Source organism: Methylomagnum ishizawai (genome assembly GCF_900155475.1).
In the GTDB taxonomy this organism is placed as follows: domain Bacteria; phylum Pseudomonadota; class Gammaproteobacteria; order Methylococcales; family Methylococcaceae; genus Methylomagnum; species Methylomagnum ishizawai_A.
On record NZ_FXAM01000001.1, the window covers coordinates 326595 to 343730 of the forward strand.

Annotated in this window: 13 protein-coding genes; 11 read left to right on the forward strand and 2 right to left on the reverse strand. The window is 63.4% G+C overall.

Annotated elements, in window-relative coordinates; genetic code table 11:
- Positions 1-382: 382 nt before the first annotated feature.
- The 6 genes from B9N93_RS01345 to B9N93_RS01370 are packed head-to-tail and all read left to right on the forward strand — an operon-like array spanning position 383 to position 7173.
- A complete protein-coding gene (locus B9N93_RS01345; RefSeq protein ID WP_085216132.1) occupies positions 383-2440 on the forward strand; it encodes a TonB-dependent receptor in 2058 nt (685 codons plus the stop codon).
- A 16-nt stretch (positions 2441-2456) separates the two neighbouring features.
- Entirely contained in the window at positions 2457-3692 is a 1236-nt protein-coding gene (gene zigA, locus B9N93_RS01350) for a zinc metallochaperone GTPase ZigA (protein ID WP_303246059.1), read from the forward strand.
- 6 nt (positions 3693-3698) lie between these two features.
- Positions 3699-4481 (forward strand): ZIP family metal transporter, encoded by a 783-nt coding sequence (locus tag B9N93_RS01355; protein ID WP_085210194.1) that lies wholly within the window; start codon positions 3699-3701, stop codon positions 4479-4481.
- Between the two features lie 20 nt (positions 4482-4501).
- Positions 4502-5173: a DUF1826 domain-containing protein gene (locus B9N93_RS01360; RefSeq protein ID WP_085210196.1), complete on the forward strand. Its 672-nt coding sequence runs from the start codon at positions 4502-4504 to the stop codon at positions 5171-5173.
- Between the two features lie 43 nt (positions 5174-5216).
- Positions 5217-6200: a CobW family GTP-binding protein gene (locus B9N93_RS01365; protein WP_085210198.1), complete on the forward strand. Its 984-nt coding sequence runs from the start codon at positions 5217-5219 to the stop codon at positions 6198-6200.
- Positions 6193-7173, forward strand: coding sequence for a CobW family GTP-binding protein (locus B9N93_RS01370; protein ID WP_085210200.1), 981 nt, complete (start codon positions 6193-6195; stop codon positions 7171-7173). Before B9N93_RS01365 ends, B9N93_RS01370 begins: the two co-directional genes overlap by 8 nt.
- Before the next feature lie 23 nt (positions 7174-7196).
- Here the strand turns inward: B9N93_RS01370 and B9N93_RS01375 are convergent, their stop codons facing one another.
- Positions 7197-8243, reverse strand: a complete 1047-nt coding sequence (locus tag B9N93_RS01375) for a SpoIIE family protein phosphatase (protein ID WP_085210202.1) — start codon at positions 8241-8243, stop codon at positions 7197-7199.
- 256 nt (positions 8244-8499) lie between these two features.
- Here B9N93_RS01375 and B9N93_RS01380 point away from each other — a divergent pair, with 256 nt between their 5' ends.
- Together B9N93_RS01380 and B9N93_RS01385 are read left to right on the forward strand one after the other, a co-directional pair.
- Positions 8500-9729 (forward strand): pyrophosphate--fructose-6-phosphate 1-phosphotransferase, encoded by a 1230-nt coding sequence (locus B9N93_RS01380; protein ID WP_085210204.1) that lies wholly within the window; start codon positions 8500-8502, stop codon positions 9727-9729.
- A 255-nt stretch (positions 9730-9984) separates the two neighbouring features.
- A complete protein-coding gene (locus B9N93_RS01385) occupies positions 9985-10857 on the forward strand; it encodes a hypothetical protein (RefSeq protein WP_125468786.1) in 873 nt (290 codons plus the stop codon).
- Positions 10858-10941: 84 nt separating this feature from the next.
- On the opposite strand, the gene B9N93_RS01390 is transcribed toward B9N93_RS01385, so the two are convergent.
- Positions 10942-13635, reverse strand: a complete 2694-nt coding sequence (locus B9N93_RS01390; protein ID WP_085210208.1) for a UPF0182 family protein — start codon at positions 13633-13635, stop codon at positions 10942-10944.
- 323 nt (positions 13636-13958) lie between these two features.
- Here B9N93_RS01390 and B9N93_RS01395 point away from each other — a divergent pair, with 323 nt between their 5' ends.
- The 3 genes from B9N93_RS01395 to B9N93_RS01405 are packed head-to-tail and all read left to right on the forward strand — an operon-like array spanning position 13959 to position 17070.
- Positions 13959-15794, forward strand: a complete 1836-nt coding sequence (locus B9N93_RS01395; protein WP_085210210.1) for an NAD(P)H-dependent oxidoreductase subunit E — start codon at positions 13959-13961, stop codon at positions 15792-15794.
- Positions 15795-15803: 9 nt separating this feature from the next.
- Positions 15804-16535 (forward strand): 2Fe-2S iron-sulfur cluster-binding protein, encoded by a 732-nt coding sequence (locus tag B9N93_RS01400; RefSeq protein ID WP_085210212.1) that lies wholly within the window; start codon positions 15804-15806, stop codon positions 16533-16535.
- Positions 16528-17070, forward strand: a complete 543-nt coding sequence (locus B9N93_RS01405; RefSeq protein ID WP_085210214.1) for an NADH-quinone oxidoreductase subunit B family protein — start codon at positions 16528-16530, stop codon at positions 17068-17070. Before B9N93_RS01400 ends, B9N93_RS01405 begins: the two co-directional genes overlap by 8 nt.
- Positions 17071-17136: the final 66 nt, after the last annotated feature.

Genomic DNA, 17136 nt, shown 5'->3' on the forward strand with positions numbered 1-17136 from the left:
CTTGTGGATTTTGAAGGCTGCGGATTATCGCATAGCGGGGCGGGGCGGTGCCGCCGTGGAGGGGAAAGGAAAAAGCCCGGCCTAACGAGGGATGTGGGGGGGAGGGGTTAAGCCGGGACGACGGCAGCGTCTGTCCGTCAAAAAACATGGCCCGTGACACAAAGCAAAGCCCGCGCCAGCGGCACGGAGCAAAGCGGGGCCGGAAATTCAAGGGCTTGGCGTGCCGTCTCCGTGGGTGGGACGGGGACCGGCGTATATCCACCTGGGGGCTGGTGCATAGACACCGTATGACAGCGGGCTTGCGGTATCCCGGATTCTTCCGTAAGCTGGAATTTATGTGATGTTATCACAATACCCCAGCCGCCTACGGAAGACCCCCATCATGCACCGCGCCCTTGCCCCATTCACCCTTTGCGCCTTGGTTCCCCTGGCCCAGGCCGAGGAAGCCGCCCAACCCTTGGAAGAAGTGGTCGTCAGCGCTCCCTTGGAGCAAAAACTGTCCGAGGTCGCCCGTCCCGCCACCGTGCTGACGGGCGACGAACTCGACTTGAAAGTGGGCGCCACCATCGGCGAAACCCTCAAGAACGAAGCCGGCGTCACCAGCCAGTCGTTCGGTCCCGGCGTCGGCACCCCGGTGATCCGGGGCCAGAGCGGTCCCAGGGTCCGGGTGATGAGTAACAGCCTCGGCAATGGCGACGTGGCCCAACTCAGTCCCGACCACGCCAACAGCATCGAGCCGGTGCTGGCCGACCGGATCGAGGTCTTGCGCGGGCCCGCGACCCTGCTCTATGGCAGCGGGGCCATCGGCGGCGTCGTCAACATCCTCGATAACCGCGTCCCGGAACGGCGGGCGGAACAGCCGGTTTCCGGCGTGTTCGAGCAACGCTATAACTCGGTATCCGACCAAAGCATCAGCAATCTCAAGTTGGAAGGCGGGCAGGATGCGTTCGCCTTCCATCTCGACGGCTTCTACCGCGACGGCGGCAATCTGCATATCGGCGGCCCGGCCATCGCCGAGAACGCCGCCCGCCAGAGCGACGCCGCCTTGCAGGGCGTGGATATCCAAAATTCCGACGGCGTCATCCCCAACACCAGCGCCAGGGCCAAGGGCGGCACGGTGGGGTTTTCGCTGGTGGGGGAGCAGGGTTATGCCGGGGCGTCGATCAACTATCTGGGCAACAACTACGGCATCCCGCCGGATGGCGCGGGCGGTCCCGATACCCGCATCAATATGAAGCAGACCCGCTACGACTTCAAAAGCGAACTCAAGCACCCGCTGGCCGCCATCGAGGCGCTGCGCCTGCGCTTCGCCCATGTCGACTACACCCACACCGAACTGAGCGGGGGCGAGGCCGCCACCCTGTTCAACAACCAGACTTACGAGGGGCGGTTGGAACTGGCCCATGCGCCCATCGGGCCGGTCAAGGGTGTGCTGGGGTTCCAGGCGGTGTCCAGCGATTTCGGCGCGATATCGATGGAAGACCCGGTGCCCTTGGTGCCGAATTCCCAAATCCAGAACTACGGGGCCTTCGCGGTCGAGTCTTTCGAGCATGGGCCGGGCCGCTATGAATTGGGTTTGCGGGGCGAATCGGCCTCGGTGTCGCCGCAGGGCGGGCCGGGCCGGGATTACGCGCCGATCAGCGCATCAGGGTCCGGGCAATGGAAGATCGACGAAGCCCACGCGGTCAGCTTCGCCGTGACCCGCTCCCAACGCGCCCCCCAAGTGCAGGAGTTGTTCTCCCATGGCTTCCACGACGCCACTCACAGCTATGAGAGCGGCGACCCCAACCTCAAGTTGGAAACCTCCTACAACCTCGATTTGGGCTACCGCTTCAAGGCGTCGTGGATGAGCGCCGAACTGGACCTGTTCCAGAACTGGGTGAACGATTACATCTATCAGCAACAGACCGGCGGTGTGTTCAACGACGATTTGGGGGTTTTCCAGGCCAGTTGCTCTTCGCCCGGTGCCTGCGCCCCGGTGGTGCAGAGCAGCCAAGCCGACGCCACTTTCAAGGGCTACGAGGCCAAGGCCATTTTCCCGCTGATGGAGAATGCTTACGGCATGGTCGATTTGACCTTGTTCAGCGATTTCACCCGCGGCGAATTCGTCGCGGGCGGCGATGTGCCGAGGATGCCGCCGCTGCGCTATGGCTTCCAGGTCGATTACGCCTACGACGACCATTGGTCGTCCAACCTGCGCCTGACCCGTGGCGAGAAGCAGGACCATCCGGGAGCCAACGACACCGAGACCAATGGCTATGTGTTGTTGAATCTGGCGGTGCAGTACGAGGTCCAGGCGTTCGAGGGGGCCAAGCTGCGGGTGTTCGCCCAAGGCAACAACCTGCTGGATGACAATATCCGCAACTCGACTTCCTACCTCCGCAATTTCGCGCCCGAACCGGGGCGCGGCGCGGAACTGGGCGTGCGGATCGCCTATTGAAGAACAGGAGCAACCGATGGATGCAATGCTGAAATCCCAGGCGGCGGGGGAGAAACTGCCGGTCACGGTGCTATCGGGCTTTCTCGGAGCCGGCAAGACCACCCTGCTCAACCACATCCTGGCCAATCGCGCCGGTCTCAAGGTCGCGGTGATCGTCAACGACATGAGCGAGGTCAATATCGACGCCGCCCTGGTCCGCAACGAGGTCCAACTGAACCGGGCCGAAGAAAAGCTGGTGGAGATGAGCAATGGCTGTATTTGCTGCACCTTGCGGGAAGACTTGCTGGTGGAGGTGGGCCGTTTGGCGCGGGAGGGCCGCTTCGATTATCTGGTGATCGAATCCACCGGCATCGCCGAACCCCTGCCCATCGCCGAGACCTTCACCTTCCGCGACGAGGATGGCTTGAGCCTGTCGGATATCGCCCGGCTGGATACCCTGGTGACGGTGGTGGACGCGGTGAACTTCCTGTCCAACTATCTGGAAGCCCAAGACCTGCGGGAGACCGGCCAGGGGTTGGGCGAGGAGGATGAGCGCAACCTCGCCGACCTGCTGGTCGATCAAGTCGAGTTCGCCAATGTCATCCTCATCGGCAAGGCCGATCTGGTCAGCGGCGAAGAACTCCGCAACCTCACCGCCATCCTCCGCCAACTCAATCCCGACGCCGATATCCTGCCCGTGGTGATGGGCCGGGTGCCTTTGGAACGGGTGCTGGACACGGGGCGTTTCGACTTCGCCCAGGCCGAGCAAGCCCCCGGCTGGCTCAAGGAACTGCGCGGCGAACACGTCCCGGAAACCCAGGAATACGGCATCGCCAGCTTCGCCTACCGGGCGCGGCGGCCCTTCCACCCGCGGCGCTTCCATGCCTTTTTGCACGAGGGCGGCTGGGACAATGGCACGCTCTTGCGTTCCAAGGGCTTCTTTTGGTTGGCGTCCCGCCCCGACCACGCGGGGGGGTGGTCCCAGGCCGGTGGTGTCATGCGCCACGCCCTGGCGGGCCGTTGGTGGGCCTCGGTGCCGCCGGAGGATTGGCCGGACGATCCCGAGACCCTCGCCGCCATCCGCGCCGAATGGGCCGAACCCTACGGCGACCGCCGCCAGGAATTGGTGTTCATCGGCCAAAACCTGGACGAAGCCCGGCTCCGCGCCGAATTGGACGCTTGCTTGTTGACCGATGCCGAACTCGCCGCCGGGCCGGTGGCATGGCGCGGCTACCCGGATGATTTCCCGGCTTGGACCGGGGGCGGGGACTGAGCCGCCATGGAGCCTTGGTTAGCCACCAGCCTCTACGCCCTGGCCGCCGGTCTCGTGGTCAGCCTGGTCGCGTTGTCCGGCGCTTTCGTGCTGTGGCTGCCGCCCGAACGCTTGCGGCGCTGGGTGCCCAACCTGGTGGCGCTGGCGGTGGGGATATTGCTGGGCGATGCCTTCATCCACCTGATTCCCGACGCCGTGGCCCGTCATGGCGACGTGGGCGGGGTCTGCCTCGCGGTGCTGGGTGGCTTGTTCCTGTTTTTCGTGCTGGAAAAATGGGTGCGCTGGCGGCACGACCACGCGCCCGCCCAGGGTCCGGGGTCCGCCAGTGTGCAACCCATGGCCCGCATGAACCTGATCGGCGACGCCGTGCATAACTTCATCGACGGCATCCTCATCGCGGGGAGTTTCTGGGCCGATCCCTGGATCGGCACCACCACCACCCTCGCCATCGTCGCCCACGAGATTCCCCAGGAAATCGGCGACGTGGGCGCTTTGATCCATGGCGGCTACCGGCCCGCCGAGGCCATCCGCTACAACTTCTATTGCTCCCTGACCGTGCTGGCCGGTATCGCCGCCACCCTGTTGCTCGGCCATTACGCCGAGGCTTCGTTGACCCTGCTGCTGCCGATGGCGGCGGGCGGGTTCATCTACATCGCCGCTTCCGATTTCATCCCCGCCCTGCATGAGCCCGCTGCCGATACCGGCTGGGGGCAAGTGCCAGCTTTCGCCCTGGGCGTGGGTTTCATGCAGTCGGTGGTGGTCCCCGAACCCTTGATCGCCACCCATTGATTCCCCCGCAGGAGATTCCCATGGCCAGCGCCGCCCCCTTGTCCGCTCCCATGGCATGGCCCCATGCCATCGAAACCACCCAGCCCGCCGACTTGGCCTTGATCTATCGGCCCGAAGTCAACCTGTGCGTGCTGCGCCGCCCGGTCACACCTTGGATGCAAGGCTTCGTGGCGCGGCTATTGTCCGGCCCTTGGGTGTTCGAGCGCGAATTGCGGATCGGGATGGAACGCCCGCCGGTCGCGTCCCTATTACCGGACGAAGTCCACGCCCTACCCGGTGCCGAGGCGTGGTTGGCCGATGTCGAGTATCTGGTGGAATTGTTCCGCGACCTGTTCGGGCCGGAAGGGCTGGGCCTGCGGCTCCGAACCTTGGAGAAAGCCATGTGCCCGCGTTTCCATGTGGACAATGTGCCGGTGCGCTTGATTTGCACTTATGGCGGGCTGGGCACCGAATGGCTGCCGGACGCCACCGTCGACCGGACCCGGTTGGGCCGGGGCGCTTGCGGCCAGCCGGACGAGGTTTCCGGCTTGGTCCTCGATCCTGGGATGGCGCGGGCCGTGCCGGCCTATGCCATCGGCCTGCTCAAGGGCTGCCGCTGGGAAGGCAACGAGGAACGGGGCATCGTCCACCGTTCGCCCACGCCGACCCCGCAACAGCCGCGCCGTCTGCTATTGACCCTGGACCCGCTGTGAAGCGGATTTCCCCCTTTCCGAACCGCCTGCCCAGGAGCAAGCCATGACCGACACCCACCCCATTCCCGTCACCCTTCTCACCGGCTTCCTCGGCGCGGGCAAGACCACGCTGCTGAACCGCATCCTCCAGGAACCGCACGGCCAGCGCATCGCCGTGATCGAGAACGAGTTCGGCGAGACCGGCATCGACAACGAATTGCTGTTCCAGGCGGGCGAGCAGATCGTCGAGATGAACAACGGCTGCATCTGCTGCACGGTGCGTGGCGACTTGCTGCGCATCCTGGGCGATCTGGCCGGCCGCCGCGAGGCTGGGGAAATCCGCTTCGACCGGGTCGTCATCGAAACCACCGGGTTGGCCGACCCGGCCCCGGTGGCGCAGACCTTCTTCGTCGAGGAAACCATCCGGGACGATTACCGGCTCGACGCCATCCTCACCGTGGTGGACGCCAAGCACGCGCCCCGGCAGTTGGACGAACACCACGAGGCGCAGGAACAGGTGGGCTTCGCCGACCGCATCTTGCTGTCCAAGACCGACTTGGTGGACGCCGCCGCCCTGGCGGAACTCGAAGCCCGGCTGCGGGCCATGAACCCGCGCGCGCCGATCCAGCCGGTGCATTTCGGGCAAGCGCCGCTGCGGGATATCCTGGATATCCACGGCTTCGACCTGGACGCCATCCTCGGCATCGAACCGGATTTCCTCAACGACCTCGGCCATGAACACGATGACGAGGTCCATGCCTTCGTCTACCGTGCCGAGCGTCCGTTCGACGCCGCCAAACTGCTTGCCCTGATGGATTTGCTGATCTCCGAATTCGGGGTCGACCTGTTGCGCTACAAGGGCATCCTGCATATCGCGGGCAACCCGAACAAGATCGTATTCCAGGGCGTGCATGGGCTGCTGGACGAAAGCCTGGGCGCACCCTGGCGCGAGGATGAAAAGCGCGAGTCGGTCCTGGTGTTCATCGGGCGCAACCTGCCCCGCGAGCAGATCGTCGCCACCCTCAAGACCTGCCACGCCCATGGCTGAGATAGCGCGCCTGCCGATCCTGGTCCTGACCGGCTTCCTGGGCAGCGGCAAGACCACCCTTTTGAACCGGCTGCTGCGCGACGGGCCGCGCACGGCGGTCCTCATCAACGAATTCGGCCAGACCCCGGTGGACCATGAATTGCTGGAACGGCAAGACCTGCCGTTGATGACCCTGTCGGGCGGTTGCCTGTGCTGCCAGATCAAGGGGGCGCTGGCCCCGGTCTTGAAGAACCTGTGGCTGGCTTGGGGCAAGCCCGGTGCGCCCCGGTTCGACCGGATCGTCCTGGAAACCAGCGGGGTCGCCAGTCCCGAGCCGGTGCTGGATACTTTGCTGCGCGACCGCTGGCTGGCCGGGCACTACGCCTTGCAGGGCGTGGTCGCCACCCTGGCGGTCCCGGCGGCGGCGGGGCAGATCGACCATTTTCCCGAAGCCAAGGCCCAGGCGGCCTGGGCGGATGCCTTACTGTTGACCCAGGCCGACCTCGGCACGCCCGCCGATCTCGCGCTGCTTGAATCCCGTTTGGACGCTTTGGCCCCGGCCGTGCCGCGTTTCCAGGCCGCGCACGGTGCCATCGACCCGGCGGCGCTGTTGGCCGCGATGCTGGGCGCTGAGCGTAAAATGCCCGGCGGCACGGAAGTGCCCGGACATGGTTTCCGTAGCCTCTCCCTGCATTTGCGTACCGCCGTGTCCTGGCCGTTGTTGCGGGAAGTCCTGGAAAACTTGCTCGACCGCCACGGCGCCCGGCTGGTGCGGATCAAGGGCGTGGTGCATTTGCGCGAGCGCTTCGAGCCGGTGGCGCTGCACGGCGCGGCGGGGCGTTTATATCCCCCGGCGGTGCTGGCCGTGCGGGCCGGGCAGGATGGCTTGGGTCGGCTGGTGTTCATCACCGCCGGTCCCCTCGACGGGCTGGACGGGGAATTGCTGGAAGGCTTGCGTGGCCATCTGGCCGAAGGTTCGCTGCGCTGGCATTGAAGCGCGGCGGCACCGGACGCCGGTCAAGTCTGGGCGGCGAGGCGGATTTCCAGGAAGGTGACATCGTCGTCCAGCCGGATGGCGTTGGAATATTTGAGCAAGGCCGCTTGCAGCGCTTCGATCCTGAGCCCGGCCCGCGGATAGTCCAGGCTTTGCAGGATGGCCAAGAGTCCTTCGGTTCCCAATAGCCGCCCCTGGTCGTTTTGCACCTCGACGGCCCCGTCGCTGAACAGCAGCAGGCTGTCGCCCTCCGCCAAGGCCACTTCCAATTCCTCATACTGGGCTTCCCCCACCACGCCGAAGGGAAAACCGGACACGCGCAATTCTTCGATGGTCCCCGTGGCCCGGCATAGGAGCATGGGCGGGCCGCCCGCCGAGACGAAGCGCAGGCGCTTGGCCGCCACATCCAGCATCCCGCACAACCCCGTGGCGAAGGATTCGTCCTTGGCGACCTTGCCCAGTTCGAGGTTCATGCGCCGGGCGAATTCCGCCGGGGTGGTGAGGGTGTCGGAAGCGCGGACCCAGAGCGAATTCAGGTGCATGGTATGGAGCGCCGCGGCGAAGCCATGGCCCATCACGTCGGCCAGGAAGAAGCCGTAGCGGTCGCCGTCCAGGGGGCGGATGGAAAAGAAATCGCCGCCGACCAGGTCATGGGGCAGGTAGAAGGTCGAGAACGCCACCCTGGGGTCGGCGGGCAGATCGTGCGCCAGGGATAGGCTTTGGATCCGCTGGGCGCGTTCCAGGTTGGCGTAGGACTCGCTGAAATCGTGGAAGGTCTCGATGTCGCCGTCGCCATCGCGCATCGGCGAGACCGAAACCACCAGGGGCACCCGCCGTCCGTCCTTGGCCTGGGCGAACAGCAGCACCGGATAGGTGGCGGATTTGCCGGTAATGATGCTGCGGTGCAAGGGACAGAATTCCTCGCCGCAGAGTTGCCGCCCGTCCTTGTCGGTATGGCAGAGGAGGTTGTCCGAGCATTTGCGCCCGATCACCTCCTGGGAATGCCAGCCGGTGATCCGTTCCGCCGATTTGCATCCAATACAGGATGCGGCGCTCTGTGTCGCAGACATAGAGGCCGTCGTTCAGCGAGTCCAAGATGGACCTTGAAAATTCATAGGTGTCGTTTTTCATGGCGGTACTTGCCGGGATGGCGCTGGGGAAGCGGGGGCGATGCGGGGCAGTCTTCGCCATCTAAGCATGGCGTAGTTTTTCGGGATCGTAATGCCTTGGACGGCCCATTCCGCCGCTTGCCTAAAACTGTTTAAACCGGGTTCAATATGCGTTCGACCTTTCGTCGTCAAACCGATAACTGCCAACGAGAAACCTATGAGCAAACCCAAGAAAGTCGCACTCCTCACCGCCGGTGGTTTGGCCCCTTGCCTCAGCACCGCCGTGGGTTGCCTGATCGAGCGCTACAACGAGATCGATCCGTCCATCGAGATCATCGCCTACCACGGCGGCTACAAAGGGCTGCTGCTGGGCGACTCCTATCAGATCACCCCGGAAATCCGCGCCAACGCCGGTCTCCTGCTCAAGTTCGGCGGCTCGCCCATCGGCAATAGCCGGGTGAAGCTGACCAACGTCAAGGACTGCGTGAAGCGCGGCCTGGTCAAGGAAGGCGAAGACCCGCAGAAGGTCGCCGCCGACCAGCTGGTCAGGGACGGCGTGGATGTCCTCCACACCATCGGCGGCGACGACACCAACACCGCCGCCGCCGACCTCGCCGCCTTCCTGGCCAAGAACGATTACGGCCTGACCGTGATCGGCCTGCCGAAGACCGTCGATAACGACGTGTTCCCCATCAAGCAATCGCTGGGCGCTTGGACCGCCGCCGAGCAGGGCGCGCGCTACTTCTGGAACGTGGTGGCCGAGACCGGCGCGAATCCCCGCATGTTGATCGTCCACGAAGTCATGGGCCGCAACTGCGGCTGGCTGACCGCCGCCACCGCCCAGGAATACCGCAAGCTCTTGGACGCTGCGTCCTGGCTGCCCGGTATCGGCCTCAGCCGCGACTGCTATGAAGTCCACGGTGTGTTCATCCCCGAAATGGAGGTCGATCTGGCCGCCGAGGCCGCCCGCCTCCGCGCCGTGATGGACAAGCACGATTGCGTCAATATCTTCATTTCCGAAGGCGCGGGCGTCGAAGCCATCGTCGCCGAGATGCAGGCCAAGGGCCAGGAAGTGCCGCGCGACGCCTTCGGCCATATCAAGCTCGACGCCGTGAACCCCGGCAAGTGGTTCGGCGAGCAGTTCGCGCAGATGCTGGGCGCGGAAAAAACCCTGGTGCAGAAGTCCGGTTATTTCGCCCGCGCCGCCGCTTCCAACGCAGAGGACATCCGCCTCATCAAGTCCTGCGCCGATCTGGCGGTGGAATGCGCGATGCGGCGCGAGCCGGGCGTGATCGGCCACGACGAGGACAACGGCAACGTGCTGCGGGCCATCGAGTTCCCGCGCATCAAGGGCGGCAAGCCGTTTGACATCGACACCCCGTGGTTCGGCCAGATGCTTGAGGAGATCGGGCAGGCCAAGGGTGGGAAGGTCCACGTTAGCCACTGAGGTTTGACCGTGAAAGAGGGCGGGCAGGGTTAAACTGTCCGCCTTTTTTATGGCGGATGATTCTAAGGGAATACCGTGCGGTCGCCATCTATGATCTACGTAAGTGGCTCGGGGCCATGGGCGCACAACCAGGGGCCAAGTCGGCCCGGTTTGACACCCCCTTCATCGCCCCGGCCACAAACGATACCATTCCCCGGCCCCGGCCCAGCGTCGCCGGGGTTCTCCCGGCCCCGGTAAAAAACCAGAGGAATCCCAATGTCTTGGAATCGATTATTACGTGTTTGGTGGATCGTGCCCCTGCTGTCCCCCGCCACGGTGGCCGCGCTGACGGCGGATATACAAGGGGTGCGCTTGCAGCCCGAGATGGAGGCCGCGAGCTGCGTCGCCATCGCCGGGGACTATCCGGGCGTCAGGATCGAGGCCGACCAGCCGGGCCAGACCGCCAGGATTTGCCACAACGCCTCGCGGGTCAATTCGATCAGCATCGCCAACGCCACCCTCATCGCCACCGCGCCCCTGCAAAAGGAAATCGTGATCCGCTTCGAGCATGATTTCCCGTCCGGGGTCAACGGCAAGATCACCGCCAGGACCAAGCTCCAGGGTTATTTCGCCACCGAGAGCGGCGTGGGCGTGCCGACCGGCGACAAGCTCAATCTACGTTCCTTGTTCTCGCAGGGCAAATCCGAGGACCCGATTGCCGAAGCCTTCGATTTCACCGTGGGGGCGGAATTGGATTCGGCCATGTTCGAGCATTCCGCCAAGAAACAATATCTGGCGGTGGGACCGCGCAGCCTGCGGGGTATCCTCAAGATCAATTTCAAGAAGCCCGGCCACAAGGTGACGTTTCCCGACAAATGCGTGATTTCGTTGGATACCGGCTACACCCTCGCCGACAAGCTCGACACCATGGATTTCCCCGCCGAGGAAGGGGCCGCGCCGGGCGGCGAGACCCCCGCGGGCGAGGCCGCGCCGCCGCCATCGCCGACCGCCCCGCGGGATTTGGAGCCGGTGACTCCACCCAAATCCAAGAAAGAAAAGGCTCCGCCGCCGGCCGCTCCGGCGCTCGATTTGCCGCCATTGCATAATCCGCCCGGCCTCGAACCCTTGCCGGACGCCAAAACGCCCTGAAAGCGTATTTTCCCGTAGGCAAAAACAAACCCGGCGCGGGTCGTCCCCGCGCCGGGTTTGTCGTTTTCGGCGCTTCCCGCCGTCTTACATGGCTTTGAACACCGGCTCTCCCGGCTGGGGCGGGGGCTGGGGCGCGGGCTGCGGCTGGGGGCCCGGCATGAGGTGGCGGACTTCCCGCAGGCGCTGTTCCAGCTTGACGATGCCCTGTTCCAGCGAAGCGTCCATCACCACCACGTTGCCCATCGACAGGATGATGCGGGTGAGTTCGGGAATCCGGGTGCCGCTGGTCGAGGAAAGATAGACCGGCTGCACGTACAGCACCGAATGCCCGACCGGCAGCACGATGATGCGGCCCCGTAGCACCTGCGAACCCTTCTGGTCCCACAGCGAAAACTGCCGCGAGACTTCCGGGTCCTGGTCGATCAGGGCGCTGACCTGGGCCGGGCCGTCCACCTGGATTTCCCGGCTGAAGCGGTAGAGCGCGATTTGCTTGCTATAGCCCTGGGTGGGTGCGATGTTCGCGCCGATGGTGGGCGTGCCCGCGACCGCCAGCACGCTGAGGTTGCTGCGGGCGATGGGCGTCATCGGGTTGATGAGGATGAAGCTCTGCTGGTTGTCCAGGTAATCCTGCAGGGTGGTCGTGAAATAGAACGGCTTCATCACATTGCCGTTGACCTTGGCGAAATCCCAGGTTTCGGCCTGTTCGTAGAACAATTCCGGGGCGGTCTGGTGGTAGCGGGCGTAGATTTTCATCTGCGCCGTGAACTGGTCCTTGGGATAGCGCAATTGCTCCTTGAGGGCGGGCGGCAGGGTGTTGATGTCTTTGAACAGACCCGGATAGGCTTTGCGGTAGCCCTGGATGATGGGGTCGTTGGGGTCGGCGACGTAGTAATCGACATGGCCGGAGAAGCTGTCGATCACGATCTTGACCGAGTTGCGCAGATAGTTGAAATCCTGGTCTTCCCGGTCGTTGTTGAAGCGGGCGGAGGAGCGCTTGGAAACCGGATACCAATCCGAGGTGGTGTAGGCGTCGATGATCCAGTGCAGGCGCTTGGAGGTCACGACGATATAGGGATCGTGGTCGAGTTGCAGGAAGGGGGTTAGCGATTTCACCCGGTCCACGATGTTGCGGTGGAACAAGGCCCGGCTCTTATCGTCGATATTGATGGAGAAGAACAAATTGCGGTCGCGGAAATACAGCGCGAACAACAGCTTGCGGAACAATGAGGAAATCGGCACGCCGCCGCCGCCGGTGTAGTTGAAGCTGGATTCCTCGTCGAAGCTGGGGATGCCCACGATGTTCAGCTTGTTGGGGACGATGGCGTAGGTCAGGTCTTCCTCGCCGTAATAGATATCGGGTTTCTCGATGGTGAAGCCTTCCTTGGTTTGCAGGTTCAAATCCCTTAGATACCAGCGCATCGGGGTTTCGCCGTCCTGGGCGGCGGGCGTGACGACCACGCCATAGCCGTGGGTATAGCGCAGATGGGTGTTTTCCCAATTCTGGGCGGCTTGGGGGAGCCGGGTGATATTGACCTCGCGGGCGGCGAGGTTCACTTGATAGAGCTGGTTGTTGATGAGGTAGCGGGCCACGTCCACATCGGTGAAATGATAATAGGGCCGGATGCCCTGCATTTGCTGGTAGACATCGTCCAGGAATTCGGGGTCCCAGACCGGGATGTTATAAAGGTGGGCGCGGAGTTCGGGGTCCAGCACATCCTCTTCGGGCAGGCCCGGCACCATGTCGATGATCTTGATGTTTTTCAGGTCGTAGGCGGCGAGGGTGGCGTCGATGTTGTTCTGCATGTACCCCCGCTCGGTCTTGACCGGGTTGGGCTTCACGATGAATTTATCGATGCCTTGGGGGATGGAATCGATCTTGCGGAGTCCCACCGACACCAGGAGCAAGGCCATCAGGCCCACGACCAGGGCCAGCCCCAGCCGGTTGCGCCGGTTCAGGTAATACAGCACCGCGATACCCAGGCCGAACAAGCTGGCGACCGACAGCCAGATCAAGGGCAGGTGGTAATGGAAATCCACGAAGCCGGGGCCGAAGAACTGCGGCTCGTGGGCATCGGTATAGAGCAGTTGGAAGCGGTCGAGGACGAAATCCCAGCACAGCACCAAGGTGGTGAGTATCACCAGCCCCGCCATATGCAGCTTGGCCCCGGTCGGCCAGGGTTTTTGCCGTCCCGGTAGCAATTGGTGTTCCAGCAAATAGAGGACGCCCACGCCCAGGGTGAGGATGATCGCCGCCATCAGCAACTCGAACTGGATCAGCTCGAACACCGGGTAGGAGAATAGATAAAAGCTGACATCGTTGCCGAACACCGGATCGTTGGTGCCGGCCTCGGGCCCGAACACGAACAACAGCGCCTGTTGCCACTGGTCATAGAACGGTAAGGCGATGGCGATGGCGAGGATCAGGGAAACCGGGATATAAACCTGCATCGATCCGGTTTGGAACAAGGCCAGGAGTTTCCGGTAGCGGCTGGTTTCGCCGCGGCCGAGGCGGGCGAAGGCGTCCTCGTCCACGCCCAGGAAGCGCGAGGCCGCCAGGAAGTTCAGGAAGAAGATCAGGAAGAAGAACAGGGTGACGCTGCCCGAGAGGATGTAGCGGTAAAGCAGCTTCAGCCAGAAATAGCCGCCGTAGCCCAGTTCGGTGTGCCACCAATAATCCACGATGAAGTCCGTGAGGGCCATGCCCGACGCCAACAGCACCCCGGCCAGCACGAACACCGACAGGGCCATGACCATCAGGAGCCTTTTCCAATTTCGCATAGAGTCCTCGTGGATTTTTTGATTGTTGTGTGATCGACGCGGGGAAGGGGGGCGGTGTCGGCGTATCCGCCCGCGGGGCTGGAATGACGGATTTTTGGAGCGTTTTGGGGCGGTCCGGCCAGGGCGTAAGATAATACCTAGCCTTGGGACGGGCAAGGGGCGGGGGAACCGCCTTCCCGCCGTTCCCGCTGGTACTCCAGTGGACCTGGAAAAACCTTGTAGTTCGAGTGGATTTGCCGAATGGATTATTTCGCCATCCGGGCCATGTTCCCGGAATCGCCTGTTAATATTTGTGTGAATGGAACAACGCCAAGGAGACCGTCATGCCCCTTTCCGACGCCGACCTAGTCCATCTGAGAGCCATCGTCGCCCGCCATGGCGGCGAACCCACCGAACTCCTGCAAATCCTCCGCGAAGTCCAAGCCCATCTACACCATGTGCCGCACGAGGCCATGGTGTTTTTGTATGAGGCTTTGCAAGTGCCGCCCGCCCAAATCCAGGGCGTGGTGGAGTTCTATAGTTTCCTGTCCACCATGCCCAGGGGGCGCTACGACCTCCGCATCAGCGATTCCATCACCGACCAGATGCTCGGCAGCCGCGCCCTGGCCGACGACCTCTGCCAACGCTTGGGCGTGAAGTTGGGCGAGACCCGCGCCGATGGCGCGGTCAGCGTGGATTACACCTCCTGTACCGGGATGTGCGAACAAGGCCCGGCGGGCTTGGTGAATGGCTTGGCCTTGACCCGGCTGGACCGGGCGCGGGTCGAGCGCATCGCCGAGCTGGTCGAGGCGGGCACGCCGCTGGAAGCTTGGCCCGAGGCATTCTTCGCCGTGGCCGACAACGTCCATAAACCTGGCCTGCTGTTGGCGGACGGTTTCGAGCCGGGCGCGGCGCTGGCGAAAGTGTTCGAGCGGGGCCGGGAAGCCACCTTCGCCGAATTGGAGCAATCCGGCCTGCGCGGACGTGGCGGTGCCGGTTTCAACACCGCTTGGAAATGGCGGTTCTGCTACGAAGGGCCGGACGAGGATTCGTTCTGCCCGATGGATAAGCGTGCGGAAGTCCAGCGCTTCGTGATCTGCAACGCCGACGAGGGCGAACCGGGCACTTTCAAGGACCGGGTGTTGTTGAACAGCCACGCCCACCGGGTGTTCGAGGGCATGACCGTATGCGCCGCCCTGGTCGGGGCCAAGCGGGGATTCCTTTATCTACGTGGCGAATACCTGCACCTTTATCAGCCCTTGCTGGCGGTGTTGGAAGAGCGCCGCCGCTTGGGGCTGTTGGGCCGGAATATCCAGGGCCGCGAAGGCTTCGACTTCGACATCAAAATCCACCTGGGCGCGGGCGCTTATATTTGCGGCGAGGAATCGGCCTTGATCGAATCCTTGGAAGGCAAGCGCGGCAATCCGCGCAACCGCCCGCCCTATCCCGTGACCCATGGCTATCTGGGCCAGCCCACCGTGGTCAATAACGTGGAAACCTTCCTGTCCGCCGCCATGATCGCCTTGCACGGCGGGGTGTGGTTCGCGGCCCACGGCACCGAGAAATCCAAGGGCAGCAAAATCCTCAGCATCTCGGGCGATTGCGCCCGGCCCGGCATCTACGAATATCCGTTCGGAACCACGGTCGCGCAAATCCTCGAAGATTGCGGCGCGGTCGATCCGTTCGGGGCGCAGGTGGGCGGACCGTCCGGCACCTTCATCTCGGATAAGGAGTTTGGCCGCAAGCTGGCCTTCGAAGACCTCGCCACCGGCGGTTCCTTCATGGTGTTCGGCCAGGGCCGCGACCCCTTGGAAGTCGCCCGCAACTTCACCCATTTCTTCGCCCATGAAAGCTGCGGGTTCTGCACGCCATGCCGGGTCGGGACTGCGCTGTTGAAAAACATCCATGACAAGATTTGCGCGGGCCATGGCACGCCCTACGATCTGGCCGAATTGGCCGACCTCGGCAAGATCATCAAGGGAGCCAGCCATTGCGGCCTCGGCCAGACCGCCGCCCATCCCATCCTCACCACGCTGGAACGTTATCCCGATTTGTACGCGGCGCGGCTGAAGGAAACCGTGTTCCAGCCCGGTTTCGATCTGGATGGGGCGCTGGAAGTCTCCCGGCGACTCACCGGGCGCGACGACGCCCATGCCCATTTGGCACAGGCCAACCAGTAAGGTGACAAGATGAAGCCGTATCACATCAGTATCGACGGGCAAGCGGTTCCCTACCAACCCGGCCAAACCCTCATGGAAGCGGCCACCGCCGCCGGGGTGTATATCCCGCACCTCTGCCACAACCCGGAATTCAAGCCGCACGGCAGTTGCAAACTCTGCACGGTCAAGGTCAATGGCCGCAGCGCCTCGGCCTGCACCCTGCCAGCCGGTGAAGGCCAGGAAGTCCAGAACAACACCCCTGAACTCAACGCAACCCGCCGGGCCATCACCCGGATGCTGTTCGTCGAAGGCAACCATATTTGCCCCGGCTGCGAAAAGACCGGTAATTGCCAGTTGCAGGCGGTGGGTTATTTCGTCGGGATGCTCGACACCCATTACCCGCATTTCTTCCCGACCCGCCGGGTCGATGCCTCCCACCCGGATGTCATGCTGGATTTGGACCGCTGCATCCTATGCGAACTCTGCGTCCGGGCCAGCCGCGACGTGGACGGCAAGAACGTGTTCGGCCTCGCCGGGCGCGGCCTGCAAACCCGCCTGGTGGTCAATTCCGCCTCGGGATTGTTGAAGGACACCGCTTTCTCGGTCGGGGACAAGGCCGCCCAGGTGTGTCCGGTCGGCGCGATCCTGGTCAAGCGCAAGGGCTACGAAGTGCCCATCGGCGAGCGGGTGTTCGACCACCACAACATCGGCGAAGTCAGCCTGGAACACGATCAGGCGGTATTAGGAGCGGACCATGGCTAATAAACTCAAAGTCGCGACCACTTCGCTGGCGGGCTGCTTCGGCTGCCATATGTCGTTGCTGGATATCGACGAGCGCTTGCTGGATTTGTGCGAGGTGGCCGAATTCGACCGCAGCCCCATCACCGACATCAAGCATTGCTCGGAGGTGGTGGATATCGGCTTGATCGAAGGCGGGCTGTGCAATGCCGAGAATGTCCACACCTTGCGGGAATTCCGCAAGCATTGCCGGATTCTGGTGGGGGTGGGCGCGTGCGCCTTGAACGGCGGGATTCCCGCCCTGCGCAACCACATCCCTTTGCAGGAATGTTTGGAGGAAGCCTATCTCCAGGGCGTCGGAGTCGAGAACGCCCAGATTCCCAACGATCCCGAATTGCCCTTGCTGCTCAGCAAGGTCCATCCCATCCATGAAGTGGTGAAGGTGGATTATTTCCTGCCGGGCTGCCCGCCGTCCGCTGATGTGTTCTGGAAATTCCTGACCGATGTGGCCTCCGGCAAGGAACCCGAATTGCCCTACGAGCTAGTGCATTACGACTGATGGGTTTTTACACCCATAAAAAAAGGCGGAATCCTGTGGGGTTCCGCCTTTTTTCGTATCGGGGAG